At 40.1% G+C, this 25,371-nt stretch carries 24 protein-coding genes; 20 read left to right on the forward strand and 4 right to left on the reverse strand.

Going from position 1 to position 25,371, the window contains the following annotated elements:
* Nucleotides 1-206 precede the first annotated feature (206 nt).
* Nucleotides 207-587 (reverse strand): DUF4124 domain-containing protein, encoded by a 381-nt coding sequence (locus tag M5E07_RS02315; RefSeq protein WP_252221496.1) that lies wholly within the window; start codon nucleotides 585-587, stop codon nucleotides 207-209.
* 626 nt (nucleotides 588-1,213) lie between these two features.
* Here M5E07_RS02315 and M5E07_RS02320 point away from each other — a divergent pair.
* The 20 genes from M5E07_RS02320 to M5E07_RS02415 all read left to right on the forward strand — a co-directional run bounded on the left by M5E07_RS02320 (nucleotide 1,214) and on the right by M5E07_RS02415 (nucleotide 21,976).
* The gene (locus tag M5E07_RS02320; protein ID WP_116760480.1) at nucleotides 1,214-2,941 is read left to right on the forward strand and encodes an acetolactate synthase 3 large subunit; all 1,728 of its coding nucleotides are present in this window, start codon (nucleotides 1,214-1,216) and stop codon (nucleotides 2,939-2,941) included.
* Nucleotides 2,938-3,429, forward strand: coding sequence for an acetolactate synthase small subunit (gene ilvN / locus M5E07_RS02325; protein ID WP_116760478.1), 492 nt, complete (start codon nucleotides 2,938-2,940; stop codon nucleotides 3,427-3,429). The genes M5E07_RS02320 and ilvN overlap by 4 nt, the downstream gene beginning before the upstream one ends.
* A gap of 105 nt (nucleotides 3,430-3,534) precedes the next feature.
* On the forward strand, nucleotides 3,535-4,551 hold the full coding sequence (ilvC, locus tag M5E07_RS02330) for a ketol-acid reductoisomerase (protein WP_116760476.1): 1,017 nt from the start codon (nucleotides 3,535-3,537) through the stop codon (nucleotides 4,549-4,551).
* A 917-nt stretch (nucleotides 4,552-5,468) separates the two neighbouring features.
* The gene (locus tag M5E07_RS02335; protein ID WP_252221499.1) at nucleotides 5,469-5,987 is read left to right on the forward strand and encodes a hypothetical protein; all 519 of its coding nucleotides are present in this window, start codon (nucleotides 5,469-5,471) and stop codon (nucleotides 5,985-5,987) included.
* A gap of 69 nt (nucleotides 5,988-6,056) precedes the next feature.
* On the forward strand, nucleotides 6,057-6,758 hold the full coding sequence (locus tag M5E07_RS02340) for a fimbrial biogenesis chaperone (RefSeq protein WP_252221501.1): 702 nt from the start codon (nucleotides 6,057-6,059) through the stop codon (nucleotides 6,756-6,758).
* A gap of 18 nt (nucleotides 6,759-6,776) precedes the next feature.
* Nucleotides 6,777-9,089 carry a fimbria/pilus outer membrane usher protein gene (locus M5E07_RS02345; RefSeq protein WP_252221507.1) on the forward strand — a complete coding sequence of 771 codons (2,313 nt, stop codon included), beginning with the start codon at nucleotides 6,777-6,779 and terminating at the stop codon, nucleotides 9,087-9,089.
* A 12-nt stretch (nucleotides 9,090-9,101) separates the two neighbouring features.
* Entirely contained in the window at nucleotides 9,102-9,512 is a 411-nt protein-coding gene (locus M5E07_RS02350; RefSeq protein WP_252221510.1) for a hypothetical protein, read from the forward strand.
* A gap of 152 nt (nucleotides 9,513-9,664) precedes the next feature.
* Nucleotides 9,665-10,948 carry a glycosyltransferase family 4 protein gene (locus M5E07_RS02355; RefSeq protein ID WP_252221512.1) on the forward strand — a complete coding sequence of 428 codons (1,284 nt, stop codon included), beginning with the start codon at nucleotides 9,665-9,667 and terminating at the stop codon, nucleotides 10,946-10,948.
* 28 nt (nucleotides 10,949-10,976) lie between these two features.
* Nucleotides 10,977-11,528: a phosphatase PAP2 family protein gene (locus M5E07_RS02360; RefSeq protein WP_252221514.1), complete on the forward strand. Its 552-nt coding sequence runs from the start codon at nucleotides 10,977-10,979 to the stop codon at nucleotides 11,526-11,528.
* A gap of 80 nt (nucleotides 11,529-11,608) precedes the next feature.
* Nucleotides 11,609-11,809 (forward strand): Fe-S cluster assembly protein IscX, encoded by a 201-nt coding sequence (iscX, locus tag M5E07_RS02365; protein ID WP_116760462.1) that lies wholly within the window; start codon nucleotides 11,609-11,611, stop codon nucleotides 11,807-11,809.
* Nucleotides 11,810-11,935: 126 nt separating this feature from the next.
* Nucleotides 11,936-12,367 (forward strand): nucleoside-diphosphate kinase, encoded by a 432-nt coding sequence (ndk, locus tag M5E07_RS02370; RefSeq protein ID WP_004983508.1) that lies wholly within the window; start codon nucleotides 11,936-11,938, stop codon nucleotides 12,365-12,367.
* A 123-nt stretch (nucleotides 12,368-12,490) separates the two neighbouring features.
* Nucleotides 12,491-13,726, forward strand: coding sequence for a dual-specificity RNA methyltransferase RlmN (rlmN, locus tag M5E07_RS02375; RefSeq protein WP_252221516.1), 1,236 nt, complete (start codon nucleotides 12,491-12,493; stop codon nucleotides 13,724-13,726).
* Nucleotides 13,727-13,741: 15 nt separating this feature from the next.
* Nucleotides 13,742-14,557 carry a type IV pilus biogenesis/stability protein PilW gene (pilW, locus tag M5E07_RS02380; protein ID WP_252221518.1) on the forward strand — a complete coding sequence of 272 codons (816 nt, stop codon included), beginning with the start codon at nucleotides 13,742-13,744 and terminating at the stop codon, nucleotides 14,555-14,557.
* Complete coding sequence (locus tag M5E07_RS02385) at nucleotides 14,548-15,342, forward strand: helix-turn-helix domain-containing protein (protein ID WP_116760456.1); 795 nt, start codon at nucleotides 14,548-14,550, stop codon at nucleotides 15,340-15,342. The genes pilW and M5E07_RS02385 overlap by 10 nt, the downstream gene beginning before the upstream one ends.
* A gap of 20 nt (nucleotides 15,343-15,362) precedes the next feature.
* Entirely contained in the window at nucleotides 15,363-16,478 is a 1,116-nt protein-coding gene (gene ispG, locus M5E07_RS02390; RefSeq protein WP_252221520.1) for a flavodoxin-dependent (E)-4-hydroxy-3-methylbut-2-enyl-diphosphate synthase, read from the forward strand.
* On the forward strand, nucleotides 16,475-17,770 hold the full coding sequence (gene hisS, locus M5E07_RS02395; protein WP_252221522.1) for a histidine--tRNA ligase: 1,296 nt from the start codon (nucleotides 16,475-16,477) through the stop codon (nucleotides 17,768-17,770). The genes ispG and hisS overlap by 4 nt, the downstream gene beginning before the upstream one ends.
* Nucleotides 17,771-17,803: 33 nt before the next feature.
* Nucleotides 17,804-18,508, forward strand: a complete 705-nt coding sequence (locus tag M5E07_RS02400; protein WP_116760450.1) for a YfgM family protein — start codon at nucleotides 17,804-17,806, stop codon at nucleotides 18,506-18,508.
* A complete protein-coding gene (gene bamB, locus M5E07_RS02405; RefSeq protein WP_252221524.1) occupies nucleotides 18,508-19,656 on the forward strand; it encodes an outer membrane protein assembly factor BamB in 1,149 nt (382 codons plus the stop codon). Before M5E07_RS02400 ends, bamB begins: the two co-directional genes overlap by 1 nt.
* A 165-nt stretch (nucleotides 19,657-19,821) precedes the next feature.
* Entirely contained in the window at nucleotides 19,822-21,231 is a 1,410-nt protein-coding gene (gene der, locus M5E07_RS02410) for a ribosome biogenesis GTPase Der (protein ID WP_116760446.1), read from the forward strand.
* A gap of 100 nt (nucleotides 21,232-21,331) precedes the next feature.
* Nucleotides 21,332-21,976 carry a 4'-phosphopantetheinyl transferase family protein gene (locus tag M5E07_RS02415; RefSeq protein WP_252221526.1) on the forward strand — a complete coding sequence of 215 codons (645 nt, stop codon included), beginning with the start codon at nucleotides 21,332-21,334 and terminating at the stop codon, nucleotides 21,974-21,976.
* Nucleotides 21,977-22,024: 48 nt separating this feature from the next.
* Here the strand turns inward: M5E07_RS02415 and secF are convergent, their stop codons facing one another.
* The 3 genes from secF to yajC are packed head-to-tail and all read right to left on the reverse strand — an operon-like array spanning nucleotide 22,025 to nucleotide 25,284.
* The gene (secF, locus tag M5E07_RS02420; protein WP_116760444.1) at nucleotides 22,025-22,993 is read right to left on the reverse strand and encodes a protein translocase subunit SecF; all 969 of its coding nucleotides are present in this window, start codon (nucleotides 22,991-22,993) and stop codon (nucleotides 22,025-22,027) included.
* A gap of 8 nt (nucleotides 22,994-23,001) precedes the next feature.
* Complete coding sequence (secD, locus tag M5E07_RS02425; RefSeq protein WP_116760442.1) at nucleotides 23,002-24,903, reverse strand: protein translocase subunit SecD; 1,902 nt, start codon at nucleotides 24,901-24,903, stop codon at nucleotides 23,002-23,004.
* Nucleotides 24,904-24,954: 51 nt separating this feature from the next.
* A complete protein-coding gene (gene yajC, locus M5E07_RS02430) occupies nucleotides 24,955-25,284 on the reverse strand; it encodes a preprotein translocase subunit YajC (protein WP_016166200.1) in 330 nt (109 codons plus the stop codon).
* Between the last annotated feature and the right edge of the window lie 87 nt (nucleotides 25,285-25,371).

Genomic DNA, 25,371 nt, shown 5'->3' on the forward strand with positions numbered 1-25,371 from the left:
CTGATTCAATGTAGGTCTTTAACCTTATTTGGGGGCGGGCACCGAATCTATCGCTGTATAGAGATGTTAGTTTTTCCTTTTTGTATTCATGCATTATTTTTTGTACGTGTACGGCAATCATTCTATTGAATACATGCTTGAGCGAATCAGATGATGACTAAAGTTATCATCTGATTCGCTCATTTGAAGATCAGAAAAAATGGTAATTAGTCGTCTTTTAAAGGGGTTCTCTTGTTAGATTCAGGCACCATTGGTGGGGGAGTTGGAGCCGCTGCTGATGGAAGAGATGGCGTTGTTGAGACTGCTGGTGTAGTTTTTTCTGCAACAGCTTCTTGAGCGGTTTTAGCAGCTTCTTTTGCTATTGGCTCAGCTTCAGTTGTTGATTGAGATGATGATGAATTTGTCCAACCATAAGTTTGAATTTTCCCTTTTTTTTGCGCACTTTTCGGTGGGGGGGTAGTGGTGTAATGCGTTGAGCCATTCGCATCAACCCATTTGTAATAATCTTTAGCCCAAAGTGATGTACTCGAATATAACAAGGCACAAGTAAGCGCTACACTGCTGATCAAATGAAATGGAAGTGACATAAGATTTTGTCCTGTTTTATTTCTCTGTGAAGATGTTTTGTCTGTAAAGTCGTCGTAAAAGTAAATTTATAGATTCCAGAACAGAAGATGACGTGTGCAAAATAGTATAGGTTGATTTTCTATATGAACAAGCAATTCTAGTGTTTAAACATTTAAAAATATATACATTTAATGTCGATAAATTATAGGGATAGGTGAAATTTAGTGAAGATTCTACATAATTTATTGAATGCTTGATTGAGTGCACAAAAAATCACATCTTGCTTAAAAAATAAGCGGTCTGTAAATAATCAAAAAAAAGCTGATTTTTCAACTTGACAATACGGGATTAAACAAGAAAAATGCTGTCTTTAGTTTTATGTGCCTTCTCTCGATCACCCTTCGAAGAAGTGTTACGTCATGCAATGGGCGTCATCTCTAGCCGAGATGGTGAACAAAGCAAATAAAAATATGTTTATCCCAACATGTTTTAGATCCCATATTGCTCAAACAGCAAACGGATCGGATTTTTTTCCTATTGCCATGAAAACTATGAAATATGTGTGCTATAACAGTGCAGACAATTAATGAATGAACACTGCTGATGTCTCCCATCAAGCGGTGATAAAAGATTAGGGTGAATCACGTTGGAACTTTTATCTGGTGGTGAAATGCTTGTTCGCGCATTAGCGGACGAAGGCGTTGAACATGTTTTTGGATACCCAGGCGGCGCAGTTTTACACATTTACGATGCGCTTTTTCAACAAGACAAAATTAATCATTATCTCGTACGCCATGAGCAAGCTGCTGGTCATATGGCAGATGCCTATTCGCGCGTTACAGGTAAAACGGGTGTAGTACTGGTCACTTCAGGCCCAGGCGCAACCAATACCGTTACTCCAATTGCAACCGCTTATATGGACTCAATCCCAATGGTGATTTTGTCTGGTCAGGTGGCTTCGCATTTAATTGGGGAAGATGCATTCCAAGAAACAGACATGGTCGGTATTTCACGTCCAATCGTGAAACACAGTTTCCAAGTGCGTCATGCGAGTGAAATTCCAGCAATTATCAAAAAAGCATTCTATATCGCAGCTTCTGGTCGTCCAGGCCCAGTTGTCGTTGATATTCCGAAAGATGCAACCAACCCAGCAGAAAAGTTTGCCTACGAATATCCAGAAAAAGTGAAGATGCGTTCTTATCAACCACCGCATCGTGGTCACTCTGGTCAAATTCGTAAAGCGATTGATGAACTGATTAATGCGAAACGTCCTGTCATTTATACAGGTGGTGGTGTTGTTCAAGGTAATGCTTCTGCTTTATTAACTGAATTGGCACATTTATTGGGCTATCCAGTGACCAATACTTTAATGGGTTTAGGTGCTTTCCCGGGCAATGATGAGCAGTTCATCGGAATGTTGGGCATGCATGGTACGTATGAAGCGAATATGACCATGCACAATGCGGATGTGATTTTGTGTGTAGGCGCGCGCTTTGATGACCGCGTAACCAATAATCCTGCAAAATTCTGTCCAAATGCCAAAGTCATTCATATTGATATCGACCCAGCGACGATTTCAAAAACCATTATTGCGCATATTCCAATTGTGGGTGCGGTAGAGCCTGTTCTTCAGGAAATGTTGGCACAGCTAAAACAAATGAATGTGTCTAAGCCAAATCCTGAAGTGATTGCAGCTTGGTGGTCGCAAATCAATGAATGGCGCAAAGTACATGGTTTGAATTATGACAAACCAACCGATGGTTCAATGAAGCCACAGCAAGTAGTTGAAGCATTGGATAAAATTACCAATAGCCAAGCGATTATTACGTCGGATGTTGGTCAGCATCAGATGTTTGGTGCGCTTTACTATAAATACACACGTCCACGTCAATGGATTAACTCGGGTGGTTTAGGGACGATGGGTGTGGGCTTGCCTTATGCAATGGCAGCCAAATTAGCCTTCCCAGACCAGCAAGTGGTGTGTATTACGGGCGAAGCATCAATTCAGATGTGTATTCAAGAACTTTCTACCTGTAAGCAATATGGCTTAAATGTAAAAATTCTCTGCTTGAATAACCGTGCTTTGGGTATGGTAAAACAGTGGCAAGACATGAACTATGAAGGACGTCATTCAAGTTCTTATGTAGAGTCGCTGCCTGATTTTTCTAAGTTGATGGAAGCATATGGTCACGTTGGTATCCAAATTGACCATGCGGATGAGTTAGAGTCGAAGCTTGCTGAAGCAATGGCGATTAACGATAAATGCGTATTTATTAATGTCATGGTTGACCGTACCGAGCATGTTTATCCAATGCTTATTGCGGGTCAGTCGATGAAAGATATGTGGTTAGGTAAAGGGGAGCGCACGTCATGAGACATATTATCTCTGTCCTTGTAGAAAACGAAGCTGGTGCGCTTTCTCGTTTGGTGGGTTTATTTTCTCAACGTAATTATAACATTGAGACCTTAAACGTTGCGCCAACTGAAGACCCGACCTTATCTCGTTTGACATTAACGACTTATGGTGATGACCATAAAATTGAACAAATCACCAAACAACTCAACAAATTGGTTGAAGTGGTGAAAGTGGTTGATTTGTCTGAAGGTGCGCACATTGAGCGTGAATTGATGTTGATTAAAGTCAAATCACTCGGTTCGGCGCGTGCTGAAATTAAACGAACTGCGGACATTTTCCGTGCGCAAATTGTTGATGTCACCCCAACGACTTATACCATTCAAATCGCGGGTACGACTGAAAAAATTGATGGTTTTATTGATGCTCTAGCAGAGAATACCATTCTTGAAGTTGTACGCTCTGGTGTTTCAGGCATCGCGCGTGGCGAAAAAGTTTTAACCATTTAATTATTTAACACGATTCAACCTCCTTTTGAGAAAAGAGGAGGATTTCATCAAAAACAAATCTCTTGATGGAATTACAGAATATCAAGCATTTTAGCGGAGACAGCAATGCAAATTTTTTACGATAAAGACTGCGACTTATCTATCATCCAATCTAAGAAAGTAGCGATCATTGGTTACGGTTCACAAGGTCACGCGCACGCGCTTAACCTTAAAGATTCTGGTGTAGACGTAACTGTTGGTTTACGCGCAGGTTCTACTTCTTGGAAAAAAGCTGAAAATTCGGGTCTTAAAGTTGCTGAAGTTCCTGCTGCTGTAGCACAAGCTGACGTAGTCATGATCTTGACTCCAGATGAGTTCCAATCACAACTTTACCGTGACGTGATTGAGCCAAACATCAAACAAGGCGCGACATTAGCATTTGCTCATGGTTTCTCTGTACTTTATAACCAAGTTGTTCCACGTGCTGACCTTGATGTAATCATGGTTGCTCCAAAAGCACCAGGTCATACTGTACGTTCTGAATACCAACGTGGTTCAGGTGTTCCTGACTTAATCGCAATTCATCAAGATGCCTCTGGTAATGCACGTAACCTAGCACTTTCTTATGCTTCAGGCGTAGGTGGTGGTCGTACGGGTATTATCGAGACTTCATTCCGTGAAGAAACTGAAACTGACTTATTCGGTGAGCAAGCAGTTCTTTGTGGTGGTGCAGTTGAATTGGTTAAAATGGGCTTCGAAACTTTGGTTGAAGCGGGTTATGCGCCTGAAATGGCTTACTTCGAATGCTTGCACGAACTTAAGTTAATCGTTGACTTGATGTTTGAAGGCGGTATCGCGGACATGAACTATTCAGTATCAAACAATGCTGAGTATGGTGAATATGTAACGGGTACTGAAGTAATTAACGAACAGTCTCGTGAAGCGATGCGTAATGCACTTAAACGTATCCAATCTGGTGAATACGCGAAGATGTTCATTAACGAAGGTGCGTTGAACTACCCATCAATGACTGCTCGTCGTCGTCAAAATGCAGCGCATGGCATTGAAGTAACAGGTGGTAAGTTACGTGCGATGATGCCTTGGATTCAAGCGAACAAGATTGTAGATAAAGAGAAAAACTAAGATTTAGTTTAATCTTTTAAACCCTTGTTTTTACAGGGGTTTTTTATTGTGGGTGGTTATTGTTTACCACGTAGTTTGTTTAAAGCAGAGCTCTTCTCTCTTTTATCTCAAATTTAAATAGAAAAAACATAAAAAATAAAAAGCCAATGTTCTGCTATCGACTGATCGATAGGTAATATAACCCGTATTTTGGTAGGTTTTTTTATCTGAATGCTTAGCTGAATTAAATTCATTCTAATAATTTAAACCAGAAGAACCATACAAGCTCATAAATAATGAAAATTACATGTAATAGGTAAATAGTTTGCAGTCTTAAGCTGATATTTCACTTTTGTCTGATTTATAGGGGAAATATTAAGCTTATTATGTGTTCATAAAAGATTAAAAAATAATAAATTGATTTATATGAGTAATTAAATAATTGGTGATTTTTCTTAATGTCTGTAAATATTAGAATTTGCGCAATTTATCTTTTTTTGGGTATATTTTGATTGTTAATCGTTGTTTTTTTTAAAAAATGTGATTAAATTCATAAAAATAAATTGTTTTGTAAATTTAAGGTAATATATTGTAATATTGTGTAAATTGTAAAATTATATAAAAATTTTATTAATCATGCACTTATTTTTTCATATTAGAAAAACAAACTTTAAATTTAAAAATTAATAAGAAAAGTTAATATCACTATTTTTATATATTTAACTGAAAAACAGCCGTGTTAATGTGTATTGGGAATTAGGCTTAAAATAATAATATTCACGTGATTTAACACGATATAAGTTGCTCCTTTTGAAATTGAATATGATAACTATGCACTTACGAAAAAGGCTCAAGAATAACAAATGATCCTATGTAAGTTGCTGTTTTTAAATAATGTATTATTTTTTTAAAGAATAAAGGAACTGGGAGATAGGGCCATGAAATTGCAAGTGAAAACTGCATTGGCAGCATTAATTTTAGGTATGTGTTCGACAGTAGTTTTAGCAGATGGTGAGGAGGCTGCAAAAGGTGGTGATGGTGGATATCATCATCCAGGTCGCGACGGATGTGGGACCAAATGTGATGGTAAAATTGATATTGAATTATTTGTTGAAAAACATTGTGATTTAGATATCGATAAATCAAAAATCGTAATGCAAAAAAATCTTATTGGTGGTAAATGGAGTGGACAATCTGGTTTCGATGTCCGTGCAAATGCACCATATAGCCTCAACATCACTAAACCATCTACTTTAGATAATGAAATAGATGCTTCGCAAAAAATTCCAGTGAATGTTGATACTAAACTTGGTTTATTTAATTACACTGGGGCAGTACTTCCTTATACCTCATCAACTAGAACATTTACAGTGAAAGCAGAAACTGTAAGTGCGGTGTCTGACATGGCACATTGGGGTACCTATAAAGGAACTTATAAAGTAGCGGTTGCATTCTAAATAAAAATAGGAAATAGTGGTGTATGTGCATAACATGCACCACTATAATAATTTTAAAAGGGAATAAATATGAGAAAAATAATTTTATTCTTAATTTTAAGTAGCTTAAGTAATTTTTTAATTGCAGGAATTAAGTTTACACCAGTACAACTTTATTTAGGTGATAAAAATAAGCAACAGAGAAGTACCACAGTCATTGTGGAAAGTTCTGATTTTGATCGTTCTAAAATTTTTGAGTTGTCTGCTGTGAAATGGAGCCAAAATGAAAAAGGAGAGGATGTCCTTGAAGAAGAAAAAAACATTTTATTCAATCCTAAGATTTTTGAGTTAAAACCAGAAAGTAAACAAATTGTTCGTATTGGGTTTAGTCAACCCTTTACAGGGAACGAGCTAGATCGTGAAAAAACTTGGCGCGTTATTTTTAATGAAGTTACCCCAGTAGCAGATGATGAGGCAATAAATTTTCAGTTTAACTTTTCATTACCTTTATTTGTAGGTAAACAAGATAAAACTAATCTTGATGTAAAACTTAAAACGATAAATAATAATATGATGGTCGATATTCAAAATATTGCAAAATCACATGTACAAATTACAGATATTCGATTGGTAGATAGCCAGAACAAGGAATTGTTGCAGAAAAGCTTTAATCGATATTTACTTGTTGGACAAAAATATACATTTGATTTGGGTAATTTATCTAAGAAACCAAATGATAAAATAAAAGTGAAAATTAAAACTGATAAAGATGGAGATTTATTAGAATATTAAATCTCTGAGGGTGATTCTATGAAATGTTTTAGAGTTGTTCTTGTTTTTTTTAGTGCAGTCGGGATAGCGCAAGCAAATGTTGATTCATTAGCAGAAAGGGATGCAGGGGCACTAATTGTAAATGTTTGGTTAAATGGCGTAGATCGGAATATTGAAACAGTACTATTAGTCACTAAGGATGGTGAATATATAGAATGTAAAACATTAAACGAATTAGGTGTTGATCCTTCCAAATTTGTAAAGAACCATGGTCAAGATGGTTTCTGTTTAATGCGTGGTTCCGATATAAAATTTCAAAAAGATGATGCACTTCAGGCAATTAAAATTGACTTACCTGCATCTTATTTTAAAGATAATAATTATGAGAGTATAGTTGTTACCCCGGCAAGAGCAAATTTTGGGGGGTTCATTAATTATGATTTCTTTTATTCTAAAGATGACTTTTCGAATGATTTTAATGCCTATTCAGAAATTGGGGTATTTAAAGATTACTGGTTATTCAATAATGCAATTTTATATAAAGATTCACCAGATGTAGGGGAAAAGCAGTTTTTACGTGTCAGTTCATTGTTTGAACTTGAATTTCCTGAAAAATATTTAAAATTAAGAATTGGGGATAATACGAGTGTCTATAACTCGTTAACAAATTCATTCCGATATGGTGGGATCAGTTTCGGTACAAACTATACAGATCGTCCAGATTTTGTATATTGGAATATGCCAACTTTACAAGGAAGTGCTGCATTACCATCAACCGTAGATTTATATATTAATGGCGTAAACTTATATAAACAGTCGATAACACCAGGTAATTATTCTTTACAAAGTGGAGCAACGATTGACCAAGCAGGTGAGGCGAGGGTTGTTGTACAAGATATTCTGGGAAATCAGACCGTACAGAGTTTCCCTATTTATATTAGTAGTCAATTACTGCGTGTGGGTTTAAATGAATACGATATTTCTTTAGGTAAGTTAAGATATAACTATGATGAAGATGATAGTGATTATCGTGATTTCTTTTCAAAAGTATTTTTCCGTCGAGGGGTTGCTGCAAGTACAACCTTGGGATTTGATGCAACTTACTCAAAAGATGTGAGTAATATAAGCTTTATGTGGACTCAAGGTGTAAGTAAGTTTGTTTTACTTGATACTGCATATGCTGTGAGTGATTATAATGGAGATATTGGGCATGCAGCTTCTGCTTCAGTGAGCAGAAATTTTGGAACTTGGTCTTTTGGTTTAAATAGTCATTATTATACTGAAAAGTTTCAACAGTTAGGTTTTGATGAATATGATTTTAATACTAAAATATCTAATCTGGCTTATATAAACTTCTCTAATCTCAGATTTGTTGATGGTTTTAATTTGAGTTATGTTGATAATAAAAACTATAAAGTTGATGGTTTTGAATCGGTTGATAGTAAAATTATAAATATGGGTGTTCAGAAACTATTAACTAAAAATTTGTATACAAGTTTAAATTATTTTAAAAATTTTGAAGATGGTGATGATAGTTTTAATATCGTCTTTAGTTACAACTGGGGTAATAGAGGGAGTATTGATTTAGAGCATAGTACGGATAATGGTGAAACTGTATTAAGTTATTCTGAAAATAGCTTGTTGCAAAACGGTTTAGATTATTCGGTTGCTGTTTCTAATGTTGATAGTGAATTTAATTATCATGGTTATGGATTGTATAAAACTAATATTGGTGATTTTAGAGCATCTTATGATGAATATACGAATAATAAGGTAACTCAAGCTCAATATCGTGGAGCAACAGTTCTTTTGGGTAATAAGCTCTCAGCAACAAAATATGTGGATAATGCTTTTTCCTTAGTTAATATTGATGGTATGAAAGATGTCGATGTATTAAGGTCATTGTCAGTTGTTGGTAAGACGAATGATAAAGGGTATCTTTTTGTACATGATATTATTCCTTATATTAATTATGATATTTCTTATGATCAAAATCAGTTGCCTTTGGATTATACCTTTGATCAGCCTGTACAGAAATTAAGTGCATTAAATCAAAGGGGTTATATTCTAGATTTCAAAGTTGCAAAAACCAAGAAATTTGTAGTTCATTTAAAAGATTCAAACAATAATAATTTTCCTGTTGGGACAGTTGTAAAAATTAATAGTAATGAGGATGAAAGTTACTTTATTGATAGTAATGGTTTAGTTTATTTGTATCTTTCAAAACCAGTAAAATATGATCTAAAACTAGCAATGCAGGAGGGAAAAACTTGTAATACATCTTTCAGTATTTCGCAGACTCAAATTGATAATAGCAATGATGCACAAGTCATCAATTTAGTTTGTAAGTAATAGGAGGTTGGTATGAAACCAATTTTTTTAGCTTGCTTAATCTCTATGAGTTGTAGTGCTGCTTATGCAGCAGGATGTTCAGTCAGCGGTTTTTCTGCCCCTGAAATGAAATTAGCCAACTACTATCATAGTCAGACAGCTACATCTTTTAACATTTCTTGTGATCGCAGTTATTCGATTTCATTCAGAAGTCAGAATTTATTAAATGCGAGTGGTTCAAGTTATGTATCGAATGGACCCTATAAAGTCAAAACCCAAATGAATATTCGAGGTGCGAGTGAAAATCTATGGGGGGTTCAAATGAGACAAAAAGCAGGAACTAATCAAAAGTATATAATTTCAGCCCAACTCGAAGAGAATCCTTTATATAGTGTTCCTGCAGGAGTTTATCGTGACCGAATCTATGTCAATGTGGATTTTTAAGTTCGTTGTAAAGCCGTTAGGTTTTGTAAATGATCAACAAAAGGGAGGTCAATGTTATCTCCCTTTTGTATTTCACAGGAATGTCAAACAACAATCATCAAACTGTAAACAAAGACCTCTAAGCTAAAAGAAAATCAAGCAATAGGTGTTATATGTCTTACATATCCACTGCGAGCCTGTTAAAACAACAAGATTTTCCAGACAGTTTTAAGTTTTATTTTAAATTACACCAAAACAAAAACAGCAAAGAAGAAGTAAATGTTTTAAATGATCTGGTTCGCCCACGGTTAAAAATCGCAATTGTCACAGAAACATGGCCACCAGAAGTGAATGGAGTGGCTTTGTCATTGATGCATCTTTGTAGAGGGCTGCAAAAGCAGGGGCATAAAATCTTGCTGATTCGTCCGAATCAAACCGTACAAAGTGTGGAGTTTGCCCCAAATAAAGAATGTTTGGTTACAGCACAAAGTATTCCTAAATATCCAAGCTTGCAATTTGGTTGGCCTCAGTTTCTAAAAGTAGCAAATGCCTTAGACGAGTTTATGCCGAATGTTGTACATATTGTGACGGAAGGGCCATTGGGGCTTACAGCCTTGCATGCTGCTAAAAGTCGTAATATTCCTGTATCTAGTGGTTTTCATTCACCTTTTCAGGATTTCAGTCGTTTCTTTGATTTGGCTTTTTTGGTGAAACCGATACAACATTATTTACGTTGGTTTCATAATAATACCCAACTGACCTGTGTTCCGAGTAAAGATACGCAAAATGCCTTAAAACAATTTGGAATTACTTGCCCGTTGGTTATAGTGGGGCGGGGTGTAGACACGCAGCAATTTTCTCCCGTACATCGCTCTGATGCATATCGGTGCATTTGGGGGGCAGACTGTCATACCACAGTGATGCTTTATGTGGGACGCTTGTCACCCGAAAAAGAAATCGATGTACTGATTCGTAACTATATATGTATGCTGCAACGTGGCGAAAAATATTATAAATTGGTGATTACGGGCGATGGACCTGACCGTCAACGCCTAGAGACTTTAGGTGAATCACATGGCGTGATCTTTACTGGAAGTTTAACTGGTAAGAATCTTGCAAGTGTTTATGCAAGTGCAGATGTCTTTGTATTTGCCAGCCAAGTAGAAACCTTTGGTAACGTTGTTTTAGAAGCAATGGCGAGTGGTTTACCTGTTGTGGCATATAATTACGCATGTGCTCATGCACATATTGAACAGGGCAAAACAGGATGGCTGAGTCCATTAAATGATGTCAATGCATTTTCGAGACACATGCAGAATTTACCAAGACGACAACAACTGAATAGTATGGGACAAAGTGCCCGTCTGAATGTAATGGAAATGGGCTGGCATCATCCCGTGACTCAACTAGAACAAGCCCTATATCAGGTGGCAAAGGAAACCCGAATGATCGCGTAAGCAAAACAAAAGCTTGAGGAGAGGAATTATGAATTTTAAGAATGCAAAAATAAAAATACTCGATCTCGACTTAAAAGGTTGTTTATATCTGAACCATTTTTCCCATTCAGAGCGAGTGGCACTTTTTTTCAAACTGATTAGCCGATTAGGTGATGGTTTTTTCTGGTACATCATGTTGATGAGCCTTTGGATATTGCAAGGTTTGTCCTATAGCTTGCAAATGCTGTATTTGATTTTGGGTTCTTTATTGGGTACGGCCATTTATAAAATTCTAAAAACTAAAACGGTGCGCCCACGACCTTATCAGGTGCATCAAGTGATTCGTCTTTGTGAGCGTCCTTTGGATCATTTTAGTTTTCCATCAGGACATACTTTGCATGCAGTGATGGCGAGTATGGTGATTGGTTATGTTCAGCCCATCTTATTGGTCTTAATGTTGCCTTTTACTGTGTTAGTGGCCTTGTCCCGTATGGTGCTAGGCTTACATTATCCAAGTGATGTTGCTGTTGGTGCTGTGATAGGTGCGAGTGTTGCCGCAGTGATTATTGCCTGTGCACCTATGTTTAGCATGGTCTTGTAGATTAAATCATACTGAGCCGTTTTTCAGACATGATGAAATTTGTTAAAGTAGCCGATTCATAGCATAAATTAGGAACAGTCATGGGTTTACGTTGGACAGATACCATGGATATCGCGATTGAACTATATGAAGCACATCCAGATGTGGACCCGCAATGGATTCGTTTTACCGACTTACACGCGTGGGTGTGTGCTTTGCCTGACTTTAGTGATGATCCAACGAAGTCGACTGAAGGTTTGCTTGAAGCAATTCAAATGGCGTGGATTGACGAAGCCAGCTAATCCAGCATTTTTCTAGCGGCACATCGAAAAAATCCAGTTTTTTTACATTACAAAAGCTGATAACTGCACATTATTCGGTATAATGCGGCAAAATTTTCACGTCTAATTTGACTTAAGGAGCCAATCATGGCTATTGAACGTACTTTATCTATCGTAAAACCAGACGCAGTTGCTAAAAACCACATCGGTGACATCTTTGCTCGTTTTGAAAAAGCTGGTCTTCAAATCGTTGCAACTAAAATGAAACACTTGACTCAAACTGAAGCTGAAGGTTTCTACGCAGAACACAAAGAACGCGGTTTCTTTGCTGACTTAGTTGCGTTTATGACTTCTGGTCCAGTTGTTGTTTCAGTTCTTGAAGGCGAAAACGCAGTTCTTGCTCACCGCGAAATCCTTGGCGCAACTAACCCTAAAGAAGCTGCTCCAGGTACAATCCGCGCTGACTTCGCTGTAAGCATCGACGAAAATGCTGCACACGGTTCTGACTCTGTAGCATCTGCTGATCGTGAAGTTAACTACTTCTTCGCTCAAACTGAGATTGCTCCGCGTACTCGTTAATTCGCAGTATTCGAACCAGATAAGTGTTATACTGCTTATCTGGTTTTTTTATTCTCTTAAAATTTATTTGCTTGAATATTGAGCAATATCTTTCTATCTTCGACATGGTTTAGGTAATTACACATGAGTACTGAAGTGGTCGTTTCATCTGCAACGTCTGATGAATCGCAACAATCTTTGTCCACTCCAACACAGCAACCTTCTGTGGAAAAAGTGAATTTACTGGGCATGTCACGTCTTGAACTGGAACAATTCTTTGAAGCTATGGGTGAAAAGAAATTCCGCGCAGGACAGGTGATGAAGTGGATCCATCAATATTTTGTGACTGATTTTGCTGAAATGACCAACATTTCAGGCAAGTTGCGTGAAAAATTAGAGCGCGTATGTGAAATTAAAGCGCCAGAAGTCGTACACCGTAATTATTCTAAAGATGGCACGCGTAAATGGGTATTCCGTGTAGGTGGTGGTGCTGGTTCATTGGTTGAAACCGTACTTATTCCTGCCGAAGATAAAACAGGTGCGCGTAAAACTTTGTGTATTTCTTCACAAGTGGGTTGTGCCCTAGATTGTTCATTCTGTTCTACGGGTAAGCAAGGTTTCCAACGTGATTTAACACCTGCGGAAATTATTGGCCAATTGTGGATGGCAAACTACTCCTATATGGAAGAAGTACCTGTTGCTGAGCGTGAACGTACCGTGACCAATGTAGTCATGATGGGAATGGGCGAACCATTACTCAATTATGATGCGGTCTTAAGCGCTATGCGATTGATGCTGGACGATTTTGCTTATGGTATGTCGAAACGTCGCGTGACCCTGTCAACGTCAGGTGTCGTGCCAAAAATCGATCAGTTGGCACAAGATATTGATGTGGCTTTAGCGATTTCGCTACATGCCCCAAATGATGAATTGCGTAATGAATTGGTACCAATTAATAAGAAATATCCGTTGGATCAGTTGATTGCAGCATGTCAGCGCTATTTGGCGAAAGATGGTAATGAAAGTGCACGCCGTCATGTCACCATTGAATATGTGATGTTGGATGGGGTGAATGATCACCCTGAACATGCACAACAACTATTGAAATTGTTAAAGAATTTACCAAGTAAAATTAATTTAATTCCCTTTAATCCGTTTCCACACGCACCATACGGGCGCTCAAGTCGTAACCGTATTATTTCTTTCCAAAAAACTTTGTCTGATGCTGGATTTGTGTGTACGATTCGTCAGACACGTGGTGATGATATTGATGCTGCATGTGGACAGTTGGTGGGTCAGGTGGCCGACCGTACACGTCGCGCAGAGCAGTGGAAGAAAAAAGTGGCTGAGCGGAATGAGATTTTGCGCTCAAACGGATAATAAAGGGGCTATTAATTGAGTAAACCCACCTACAAATTTGCATGTATAACAATGTTTTGTCTTTCAGCGTCATTAGTGGGTTGTATTACGACAACGACTTCGTCAGCACCGGGGTTTAAAAAAGACCCCGAGAAAGCAGTAGAAGTGCGAACTCAATTGGCAGCGGAATATATTCGTAAAGGCGACCTAGATGCGGCAAAACGCGCGCTCGATCAAGCATTAGAAATGGAACCACGAGATTCCACAGCGAATATGATGATGGGCGTGTTGTTACAGCAAGAAGGTAGCCCTGCGAATATGGAAAAAGCGGAGACACATTTTAAACGTGCAATTTCCGCAGATCCTAAAAATGCGCAAGCTCGTAACAACTATGGTACGTATTTATACGTCGTAGAGCGTTATAATGAAGCGATTGAACAATTAGCAATTGCTGGTTCAACCTTAGGTTATGATCAGCGATTCAAGGCATTGGAAAATTTAGGACGTATTTACTTAAAGTTGGGTGATATAGCAAATGCTGAAAAATCATTCAAGCAAGCATTACAAGTGAATCCGAATTCTTATGTTTCAATGTTAGAGTTGTCAGAAATATTTTATTTAAGACAACAAATTCCTGCTGCGACACAGTTATATGAACAGTTTGTTCGTCTGGTTGGGCAGAAAAATCAGAGTGCGCGTGCATTATGGATTGGTATTCGTATTGCGCGAGCCAATGGCGATCAGATGGGTATGCAAGTGTTAGTCAATCAACTGCGTGCATTGTTCCCAGATAGCCAAGAATACACACGTTATTTGCAATTACAGTACAGTACTGAGGCCGTATGGAAGTAAATCCTAATTCACCGCAATCGAATGGTTCAAGCGTAGTACCTAATGGATTAGGAAATGTCCAGCGTCCTGGAGAATACTTACGCCAAAAACGTATTGCTCAAAAACGTGAATTAAGTCAAGTTGCTGCAGATTTAAAAATTCCTGTAAAAACTTTAACTGCATTAGAGCAAGATGAATATAAGTCTTTGCCAGAAGCGACCTTTATTAAAGGTTACTATCGCACTTATGCAAAATATTTAAATGTCGATGCAACCTCACTGATTCAACGTTTTGATGAAATCTATGCCAATGATACAGGGATGGTGCCTAATCATGCCTTGGATAATTCGCCAATCAAGATTATGGGCAGATTGCCAGGTTCAAACAGTGAGCGTAACCGTAAGTGGTTAAAGCGATCTGTCATTATAGTCATCATCTTAGTGATCTTGGCTGCAATTGTTGGCACGATTCAAAACTGGGGTTCATCGGGTACAAACTCAGAAAGCAGCGCGGTAGATGCAAATAAATCTGAAGTTGAAGTGTTGTCAATGGGTGGTGCGACCGCAGTTTCTGGTGATCAATTGGTCTTGAATTTTAACCGTCCGACCTCAGTTCATATTGTGGATTCGGCGGGCAAAGTTTTAGCCACAGGTCGTCAAGCCAATACGTTAACCTTAAGTGGTGAGGCGCCATTCCAAATTCGTTTGGATGATGCAGCCGCAGTGTCATTAAGTTTGAACAATGAGCAGATTTCATTGTCACCATATACGGTAAATGGGAAAGCAGAATTCCGTTTATCTCGTTAATGGTGCCAGAGTAAATAATCATGATTGTAAACCCGATTCAACGCCGTACTACCCGCAAAATTCGTGTGGGTTCTGTTTACGTCGGAGGTGATGCTCCGATCAGTATTCAAAGCATGACCAATACTGAAACGTGTGATGTCGAAGCAACTGTTGCTCAGATTCAACGCTGTGCAGATGCGGGTGCTGACATTATGCGTGTTTCTGTACCGTCGATGGAAGCTGCTGAAGCTTTTGGTGAAATTCGTAAACGCGTACAAGTGCCTTTAGTGGCAGATATTCACTTCGATTATAAAATCGCATTGAAAGTGGCTGATATGGGCGCGGATTGTTTGCGTATTAATCCGGGTAATATTGGCTCGGAAGCGAAAATTCGTGAAGTGGTCGCTGCGGCGCGTCATCATGATATTTCTATGCGTATTGGCGTGAATGCGGGTTCTTTGGAAAAAGACATTCAAAAGAAATATGGTGAGCCGAAAGGTCAAGCACTACTTGAATCGGCAATGCGTCATATTGATATCTTAGACCGTTTGAATTTCCATGAGTTTAAGGTTTCTGTGAAAGCATCGAATGTGTTTTTGACCATGGATGCTTACCGTTTGCTATCTCAACAAATTGATAATCCATTACATTTAGGTGTTACCGAAGCCGGTATTTATCGTACAGGTTCAGTAAAATCGGCCATTGCATTGGGTGGATTGCTGATGGAAGGCATTGGTGACACCATGCGTATTTCATTGGCAGCAGAACCAGAAGAAGAAGTTAAAATTGGTTTTGATATTTTAAAATCACTCAGCCTTCGTTCAAATGGCATTAACTTTATTGCTTGCCCAAGCTGTTCACGCCAAGAATTTAACGTGATTTCAGTGATGCAAGCCTTAGAAGAGCGTTTGGAAGACATTCGTACCCCAATGGACGTATCGGTCATTGGTTGTAAAGTGAATGGACCAGGCGAAGCCAAAGAGGCTGATATTGGCGTGGTGGGGGCAAGTCCACGTTCGCTTGTGTATCGTAATGGCGAGAAAAGCCATCTGATTGATACCAACCAGTTAGTTGATGAAATCGAAACAATGGTTCGTCAACGTGTTCTAGAGCTTGAAGAAGCTAAATCTAAAGAGATCATTCGTAGTTCATCATGAGTTCAATTGTCGCAATCAAAGGTTTTAATGACACTCTTCCAACGCAAACACCTGCATGGAGACGTCTAGAGCAACATTTAGCATCGTTAATGGATGCCTATGGTTATCAACAAATCCGTTTGCCTATTGTTGAACAAACCAATTTGTTCAAACGTTCGATTGGTGATGCAACGGATATCGTTGAAAAAGAAATGTACACGTTCTTGGACAAAGGCAATCCACCTGAGTCTTTGACGCTGCGTCCTGAAGGAACGGCAGGCTGTGTACGTGCCATGCTTGAGCATAATTTGCTCCGTGGCGCGACCCCGCGCGTGTGGTATATCGGACCAATGTTCCGTTATGAAAAACCACAAAAAGGGCGTTATCGTCAGTTCCACCAGTTTGGTGTGGAAACCTTTGGTGTAGCGACTCCAGATATGGATGCTGAGCTGATTTTAATGACGGCACGTCTATGGAAACGCATGGGGGTAGCGGATAAAGTTCAACTTGAATTGAATACGTTAGGTGAGTCTGATGAGCGTGCCGCTTATCGAGCAGCTTTGGTTGAGTTTTTGGAATCGCATAAAAATGATTTAGATGAAGATTCACAGCGCCGTTTGACCACCAATCCGCTGCGTATCCTTGATTCTAAAGATGCAAAAACCCAAGCTATTTTAGAAAATGCACCGAAGTTGCATGACTTTATGGGTGAAGAAACTTTACAGCACTTTGCAACTTTGCAGCAGTATTTAAGCGATGCAGGCGTTGAGTTTGTGATTAATCAGAAACTGGTTCGTGGTTTAGATTATTACAACAAAACGGTATTTGAATGGACCACCACTCATTTAGGCTCACAAGGTACCGTGTGTGCAGGTGGTCGCTATGACGGTTTGGTTGGACAGTTAAAAGGAAAGGCTGACCAGTCTGTACCTGCGGTTGGTTTTGCTATGGGTATGGAGCGTTTATTACTGTTGCTTGAGCAAGTTGAAGAAGTGGCTCCAATTCGTGATTGCGAGATTTTCTTGGTGGCAGATCCTGCTTCTCAAGGTAAGGCATTGGTATTGGCAGAACAATTCCGTAATCAGTTAGACGCTGCGCAAAGCTCATTGCGTTTAAAAGTTGGCTCACAAGGTTCAATGAAAAGCCAAATGAAAAAGGCAGATCAGTCAGGTGCTCTGTATGCCTTGATTTTGGGTGAGCGCGAGTGGGAAGCACAGCAGCTATTGGTCAAAACTTTGGCGACAGCAGAACAGTGTGAAGTCGCAATGGCTGATGTCGTACCATTCTTCATCGAAAAATTTTCTTCAAAATAAGAGTCAAATAACATTTAGGAAAAGGGTAATCAAATGAGCGCATCATTGAGTGAAGAAGAACAACTTGAGGGTTTAAAGTCTTTCACTAAGAAATATGGTTCGGCCATTATTAGTGGGATTTTAATTGCGTTGATTGCCTTTTTCGGTTGGGAATATTGGCAAAAGAAAAACCTTGCAGAATCGCAAATGCAAACTGCAAAAGTCCAGCAATTGATGGATGATGCGCGTAATGTGCAAGGAAATCCGAATGCGATGACTGAGTTGACTGAAGCTGCGGATAAAATTGTGAAAGATGATCCTGATTCAGCACAGGCAATTCAGACTCAATTTGTGATGGCGAAGTTGGCTTATGATCATGGTGACTACGCAGGTGCAGAGAAAGCCTTGAAAAAGGTGGAAAACTCTAAAGTCAAAGATAATGGTTTAACGCAAATCGTGAAACTACGTTTGGCTTATGCACAGTTGGCGCAAAATAAATATGATGATGCACTCAAATCTTTAGCTCTGGTTACCGATCCTGCATTCAAAGCAACGGCTGATGAAGTGCGTGGTGATGTATATGTCGCTAAGAATGATGTGGAAAATGCGAAAAAAGCGTATCGAAGTGCATGGGATACGTTAATTGAGCGTAAACAAGAGCGTCAAATTTTACAAATTAAACTCGAAAGTGTTGGCGTTTTAGTAGATGATCCTGAAATTGAACGCCCAATTTTAGAAACACAAGTGGATGAGTCTTAATGGATAGAAAATATAAAATACCGTTTGCACTAACAATTTTGACGCTGGCTTTAGTCGGTTGTTCGAGTAACAAAATTAAAGTTGAAGATGCCAAACCAAGTCCATTACCTAAGCTTGAACAATCGAAAAGTTTAGCACCTGTTTTTTCTGAAAGTGTTTCTTCGACTTCAGAGGCAGATCCACTACGGTTACAATTGGATATCGATAATGGGGTAATTTTTGTTGCCAGCCCCAAAGGTGAAGTCACGGCATATCGTGGTAAAGATAAAGTTTGGAGCAAAAAAGTCTCTAAACAAGGTCTCAGCTCAGGTGTAGAAGCCAAAGATGGTCTGGTCATTGTTGGAAACCAGAAAGGTCAATTGTTTGCTCTAGATCAAGCAACAGGCGAACAAAAGTGGACTGCTCAATTAACAGGGGCCATTCTGGCACCTTCTTTGGTGCAATCTGGTCGTGTGGTGACCGTCAGCAATGATGGTACAGTTTACGCGCATGATTTAGAATCTGGGCAGCAAGTCTGGAGTTATGATTTACCAAGCGTACAATTTAGCTTACGTGGCACTTCAACGCCTGTAACGTTGGATGCACGTACTGTATTGGTGTCTTCAGCAAATGCTTATGTTTATGCGTTAGATGTACTCAGTGGCGTACCTCGTATGCAGCGTCGTGTTGCAGTCAGCGATGGTCGTTCTGACATTCAGCGTTTAAATGATGTTGATGGTGACCCAGTGGTGGTCGGTCAGCTTTTAGTGACCACCAGTTTTCAGGGGCAAGTGACCGCAACAGACTTGGCTTCACAACAAGTGATTTGGAGTGAAGATGCCAGCAGTACCAAACGTCCAGAAGTTGCAGACAATAAAGTCTTTGTTGCCCAAGCCAATGGCAAGCTAGTCGCCTATGATCTGGCGACAGGTCAGCAATTGTGGCAAAATGAGCAACTTTTAAACCGAGAGCTGAGTAATCCAGTGCTCTTTGGTCAAGACTTGGTTGTTGGCGATTTAGATGGTGTGTTACATCTGATTGATCCGAATTCAGGTCAGTTAATTGGTCGCGCCAAAACCAGTGGTGCCGTACGTACATTGCGTGTAATTGAAGGTCAACTCACAGTCGCGACACGTAAGGGTACATTTAGCGTTTGGCAGAATCGTTAATTTTCGTCTGCCTTATGTTAAACTAAGCCAAATCCGTATTTTTAAACACGGGGTATTTGAGAAGTTTCAATGCCCCGTGTTTTATTTAGTATTATTCTTAAATATCTTCCATTTTTCTGATGTTCAGACCAGTCGAACTGGCTGATCTTGAATAAAGGTTAAACTATGAAACCCGTAATTGCGCTCATTGGTCGTCCGAACGTCGGAAAATCAACCCTATTTAACCAAATTACCAAAAGTCGTGATGCTTTGGTCGCTGACTTTGCGGGTCTGACACGCGACCGTAAATATGGTGATGCTGTTTATCAAAATAAATCTTTCATTGTGGTCGATACAGGCGGTATTGGCGAAAATGAAGGTGGCATTGACTCCTACATGGCAGAGCAGTCTAAAACTGCGATTCATGAAGCGGATATCATTGTATTTGTGGTAGATGCGCGCGCAGGCTTATTGGCTTCTGATGAGCAAATTGCCCGTGAACTCCGTACGTTAGGTAAAAAAGTTTACCTTGTAGCGAATAAGGTCGATGGCGTACATGCTGAAGCTGCGCTCGTCGAATTTTATAAGCTCGGTATGGGTGAGCCACTACAAGTGGCGGCAAGTCATGGTCGTGGCGTACAGCAAATGCTGGAAGACGTGTTGAAGGATGTGCCTGAAGATGAGAATCCAGAAGAGCATGACAAAAACACGGGCTTGCGTTTAGCGATTATTGGTCGTCCGAACGTCGGTAAGTCAACGCTAGTCAACCGTTTATTGGGTGAAGAGCGCGTAGTCGCGTTTGACCAACCAGGTACAACCCGTGACTCCATTTATATTCCTTTCGAGCGTGATGGTCGTCAATATACGCTGATTGATACTGCGGGTGTACGTCGTAAAGGTAAGGTCGATGAAATGATCGAGAAATTCTCGATTGTGAAAACCTTACAAGCCATGAAAGATGCACATGTGGTTGTCGTAGTGGTAGATGCTCGTGAAGGCATTGTAGAGCAAGATTTACACTTGATTGGTTATGCACTGGAAGCAGGGCGTGCCATGGTGATTGCGATCAACAAATGGGACAACATGTCTGAGTATGATCGTAAGCAATGTAAGCTAGATGTTGAACGTCGTTTTGATTTTATTCCTTGGGCAAAAATCCACTTAATTTCTGCACTGCATGGTACGGGCGTAGGGGAAATGTACCCATCGATCCACCGTGCTTATGAATCTTCACATTTGAAAGTTTCACCTGCCAAAATCACGCAAATTTTGAGTGATGCCGTGGATGCACATCAACCCCCAATGGTGGGTGGTCGTCGTATTAAAATGCGTTATGCGCATATGGGTGGGCAAAATCCACCGACGATTGTGATTCATGGTAACAAAGTTGATAAGACCCCAGCAGATTACCGTCGTTACTTGGAAAATGTGTTCCGTCGTGTGTATAAACTGGAAGGTACGCCTGTGCGTATTGAGTTTAAAACCTCTGAAAACCCATTTGAAGGGCGTAAGTCACAAGTGGATGAACGTACTGCTGCACGTAAACGCCGTTATGTTCAGAAGTTCAAAAAAGCTGAGAAAAAATTTAAACGTTAATTTTTAGTTCGTTTAAAAGATGAAAAAGCCCAAAGACAACTTTGGGCTTTTTCTTTTATGTACAGTTTCTTTTAGAATGAGGAATAAAAAGGAGATATGCGTGACGAAACTGATTCATATAGATGTCAGCCGCTTAGAGCAGATGATTCATTTGCCTGCGGATTTAGACCGTAAAGCCAAAATACAGCAACAAAAACAGGCGATCTATCAATTTCGGAATCAGTTGCTCTCGCAACATATGCAACGCGAGATTCAAAATACAGATCTTTCTAAGACGGAATATGGCAAGCCATATTTAGAACAATTTCCGCAAGTCACATTTAACCATAGCCATAGCCATAAACACTACGCTTTAGCCTACAGCGATACGGTTAAACAGGTCGGTATAGATATTGAGGATTTGGACCGGAAGGTTCGATTTGAAGCCTTGGCACAACATGCATTTCACCCTGATGAGCTTCGGCATTGGGCTGAAATGGAATATTCAGAAGAATTTTGGTTTAGGGTTTGGACCACCAAAGAAGCGGTATTGAAAGCTTCGGGCTTGGGGATTCGGCTGAGTTTGAATGAGTTGAATACACGTGTGCATCCAATCCAGCATGGCGGGATGTGTCAGCACGAGATGCTAGGAAGCTTTGCTTATCAGAACTATCATTTAGGTCAAACGATGCTGACAGTGGCTTGGCAGGCAGAACTGTCGTGTCGAGGCTTCCAGTGGCCACAGATTCAACTGATTCAGCATTAAAAAAGCCCATCCGAGGATGAGCTTAGGTGTGAGTCTGTTGTTTAGGGATTAAGGAATTTCTTCCTCATCAAACTCAGGTTTGACTTGAACAATAAAGTCTTGACGGTTTAGACCACGCCATAGAGCAAATGCAGTACCAATATAAATTGAAGAATATGTTCCGACAAATACACCAATAAACATTGCTACCGAGAACCACTTCAGCCCATCACCACCTAAAATCATCATTGCGACGACGACCAGTAATAGGGTCATAGAGGTATGGATGGTACGACGTAAGGTTTCAGTCAAGGCAATATTGACGATTTCCAGTGGCTCTGCACCGCGAATCTTACGGAAGTTTTCACGAATACGGTCTGACACCACGATGTTATCGTTGAGTGAGAAACCGATAAGTGCCAATACAGCCGCCAACACGGTTAGGTCAAATGGCCACTGCATCATGGCGAAAATACCAATGGTCACTACCACGTCATGGAACAAAGACAGTACCGCACCCATCGCCAGCTTGATCTCAAAGCGAATGGTGACGTAAATCAGCATCAGGATGAGAGCAAGTGCCACAGCACCCGCAGAACGCAGATACAGCTCGTTTCCGACCTGTCCACCCACCACATCGACTTTGTGTACCGTTACGGTATTATTCGGCAACTGAGCAGCTTTGGTGATTGCATTATTCAGATCGTCTACCGCCAGTTCTTGCGGAGGCATACGCACCAGAAGGTCTTTGTTGCTGCCTAGTGTCTGCACAACAGCATCTTGGAAACCTGCTTGTTCCAAAGCTTGCACCACAGCAGCCTGATTGGCTGGCTGTGTATAGTTCAACTCGGCAGAAATACCACCTGTAAAGTCCAAACCTAAGTTCAGACCACGGGTCACAATAAAGAAAATACTGGCAATGGTCAGAATGATGGAGAAAATTGCCGCTGGTTTGGCAATTTTCATAAAGTGAATTACTTTTTCATCATCCGGGCGACCATATTGTTTTGAATTGGGTTGAGTCATGTCAGTCATCATCGATCTCCTTAAATGCTCAACTTTTTCAAGTCGCGTTTTTTGCCATAAATGAGCTGGACAATTGCACGAGTCACTGTAATGGCAGTAAACATCGAGCAGATAATACCGATCATCAAGGTCACAGCGAAGCCTTTAATTGGGCCTGTACCGATAGCAAAGAGAATGAAAGCAACCAAGAAGGTGGTCAAGTTCGAGTCCAAAATGGTGTTATAGGCTCGGTCATAACCCGCAATAATGGCTTGCTTTGGAGAAGCTCCCCATTTGATTTCCTCTCGTATTCGCTCACAGATCAGAACGTTGGCATCGACTGCCATACCAATGGTGATTACGATACCCGCAATACCCGGCAAGGTCAGGGAAGCTCCAATCCAAGACATGACGGTTAAAATCATGGCTAAGTTGAATACTAGGGCAAAATTCGCGATTAAGCCGAACAGGCGGAAGAACACCACCATCCAGATCGCCACGAGTAAGAAGCCAATTTGGGTGGATAACACGCCTTTATCAATGTTTTCTTGACCAAGGCTAGGACCAACCACGCGTTCTTCAACAAAGTACATTGGCGCTGCTAATGCACCCGCACGTAACATGAGGGCAAGTTCAGACGCTTCTTGTGGTGAATCTAGGCCCGTGATACGGAACTGAGAACCCAACACGGCTTGAATGGTCGCCGCATTAATGACCACAGATTCTGTATAGGGTGTACGGACTTCCGTTTGAGCCCCAGTTTTCGGGTCTGCGACATAGCTGATCTTTTGTTTATTTTCAATAAACAACACCGCCATACGTTTGCCCACAGAATTACGCGTAGCGTCTGCCATGAGCTTACCACCCGCGCTGTCGAGGGTAATATTAACTTCTGCACCGCCAGTGTCCTGACTAAAGCCAGAAGAGGCGTTTTGAACACGTTCACCTGTCAGAATACGATTACGATTAAGTAATAACTCACGACCACTATCAAGTGACTGATAAGCAAATACTTCTGTACCTGGAGGGAGTGGTTGATCATTATATTTACCCGTATATGGATCAATATATTGATCATTCTGGTCTGAAACCAGACGGAACTCTAAGTTCGCAGTACGGCCCAAAACACGTTTTGCTTCGGCTGTATCTTGTACACCTGGGAGTTCAACCACAATACGGTTGCTACCTTGGGTTTGTACCAGTGCTTCTGCAACCCCTAACTCATTAATACGGTTACGCAGGGTGGTTAAGTTTTGGTTGACCGCATAAGATTGAATTTCTTGCTTACGCGCATCGGTATAGGTCAAACGCAAGCTAGAGCCTGTATCTGAAGCAACGGCTTGCTGAGTAAATTCAGTATTATTGCTGCGCAAGAAATCCATGACTGCATCACGATCAGTATTGTTCGCAAATTGCAAAGTAATGGTATTGTTATTCAATGAAAGACTATTGAATTTCAATTTATTGTCACGCAATTGGCGACGTAAATCGGTTGCAGAGGTTTCCATGCGTTGGCTGATGGCTTTGTCCATATCCACTTCAAGTAAGAAGTGAACACCACCACGCAAGTCCAAACCAAGCTTCATTGGTTTCGCACCAATTTTTTGCAACCATTCTGGTGTGGTTGGTGCAAGGTTCAGTGCAACAACGTAGTTATCTCCAAGACCACGGCGTAATGCATCTTTGGCTTTTAACTGGGCTTCAGATGAATCTAGACGGAGCAATGCAGCGTTATTGGTAAAGCTATTGTCATGCGTTGCAATATTTTCGCTTTTTAAAATTAGCTCTGCTTTTTGTATGATGCTTTGGTCAATTTGAGTACCAGCTTTGGCACCTGAAATTTGAACAGCAGGTTCATCAGGATACAAACTTGGCAGGGCATATAATGTACTGACCACGAGAACCACGAGAATCAGTAGATATTTCCATGCTGGGTAACGCATTTGTTTTCTTCTTAAAATGAAAAAGTCGTGCGGGTGCACGACTATTTTTGATTAAAGGTTATTTAATGTGCCTTCAGGAAGAACTGAAATCACACTTGCGCGTTGAATTTTTACTTCTACACCTCGGTTTAATTCAACCACTGCAAAATCACCTTCAATTTTAGTAATTTTACCCATCAAACCACCAGCAAAAACAACTTCACTTCCAACACCTAAGCTTTCGACTAAAGAACGGTGTTCTTTAGCACGCTTAGATTGCGGACGCCAAATCAAGAAATAGAAAATTGCGACAAAAACCGCAATCATAAGTAAGTTCGTTACGAGGCTTGGTTGCTGTGCAGCTTCACCTGCTGCGTGAGCAGTAGAAATAAAAAGGCTCATTTCAATTTCCTAAACAATAAACTGGTATCAATTTGATAATAAATAGACTTGCTCTGCAATTTACCTTGTCTTTTTCTTCAGCGCAAA

This window comes from Acinetobacter tibetensis (genome assembly GCF_023824315.1).
In the GTDB taxonomy this organism is placed as follows: domain Bacteria; phylum Pseudomonadota; class Gammaproteobacteria; order Pseudomonadales; family Moraxellaceae; genus Acinetobacter; species Acinetobacter tibetensis.

Excerpts from the sequence above, each read along its gene's own strand:
- M5E07_RS02315 (WP_252221496.1), bottom strand. The coding sequence starts at position 587 with ATGTCACTTCCATTTCATTTGATCAGCAGTGTAGCGCTTACTTGTGCC.
- ilvN (WP_116760478.1), top strand. The coding sequence starts at position 2,938 with ATGAGACATATTATCTCTGTCCTTGTAGAAAACGAAGCTGGTGCGCTT.
- ilvC (WP_116760476.1), top strand. The coding sequence starts at position 3,535 with ATGCAAATTTTTTACGATAAAGACTGCGACTTATCTATCATCCAATCT.
- M5E07_RS02335 (WP_252221499.1), top strand. The coding sequence starts at position 5,469 with ATGAAATTGCAAGTGAAAACTGCATTGGCAGCATTAATTTTAGGTATG.
- M5E07_RS02340 (WP_252221501.1), top strand. The coding sequence starts at position 6,057 with ATGAGAAAAATAATTTTATTCTTAATTTTAAGTAGCTTAAGTAATTTT.
- M5E07_RS02345 (WP_252221507.1), top strand. The coding sequence starts at position 6,777 with ATGAAATGTTTTAGAGTTGTTCTTGTTTTTTTTAGTGCAGTCGGGATA.
- M5E07_RS02350 (WP_252221510.1), top strand. The coding sequence starts at position 9,102 with ATGAAACCAATTTTTTTAGCTTGCTTAATCTCTATGAGTTGTAGTGCT.
- M5E07_RS02355 (WP_252221512.1), top strand. The coding sequence starts at position 9,665 with ATGTCTTACATATCCACTGCGAGCCTGTTAAAACAACAAGATTTTCCA.
- M5E07_RS02360 (WP_252221514.1), top strand. The coding sequence starts at position 10,977 with ATGAATTTTAAGAATGCAAAAATAAAAATACTCGATCTCGACTTAAAA.
- iscX (WP_116760462.1), top strand. The coding sequence starts at position 11,609 with ATGGGTTTACGTTGGACAGATACCATGGATATCGCGATTGAACTATAT.
- ndk (WP_004983508.1), top strand. The coding sequence starts at position 11,936 with ATGGCTATTGAACGTACTTTATCTATCGTAAAACCAGACGCAGTTGCT.
- rlmN (WP_252221516.1), top strand. The coding sequence starts at position 12,491 with ATGAGTACTGAAGTGGTCGTTTCATCTGCAACGTCTGATGAATCGCAA.
- M5E07_RS02385 (WP_116760456.1), top strand. The coding sequence starts at position 14,548 with ATGGAAGTAAATCCTAATTCACCGCAATCGAATGGTTCAAGCGTAGTA.
- ispG (WP_252221520.1), top strand. The coding sequence starts at position 15,363 with ATGATTGTAAACCCGATTCAACGCCGTACTACCCGCAAAATTCGTGTG.
- hisS (WP_252221522.1), top strand. The coding sequence starts at position 16,475 with ATGAGTTCAATTGTCGCAATCAAAGGTTTTAATGACACTCTTCCAACG.
- M5E07_RS02400 (WP_116760450.1), top strand. The coding sequence starts at position 17,804 with ATGAGCGCATCATTGAGTGAAGAAGAACAACTTGAGGGTTTAAAGTCT.
- bamB (WP_252221524.1), top strand. The coding sequence starts at position 18,508 with ATGGATAGAAAATATAAAATACCGTTTGCACTAACAATTTTGACGCTG.
- der (WP_116760446.1), top strand. The coding sequence starts at position 19,822 with ATGAAACCCGTAATTGCGCTCATTGGTCGTCCGAACGTCGGAAAATCA.
- secF (WP_116760444.1), bottom strand. The coding sequence starts at position 22,993 with ATGATGACTGACATGACTCAACCCAATTCAAAACAATATGGTCGCCCG.
- secD (WP_116760442.1), bottom strand. The coding sequence starts at position 24,903 with ATGCGTTACCCAGCATGGAAATATCTACTGATTCTCGTGGTTCTCGTG.
- yajC (WP_016166200.1), bottom strand. The coding sequence starts at position 25,284 with ATGAGCCTTTTTATTTCTACTGCTCACGCAGCAGGTGAAGCTGCACAG.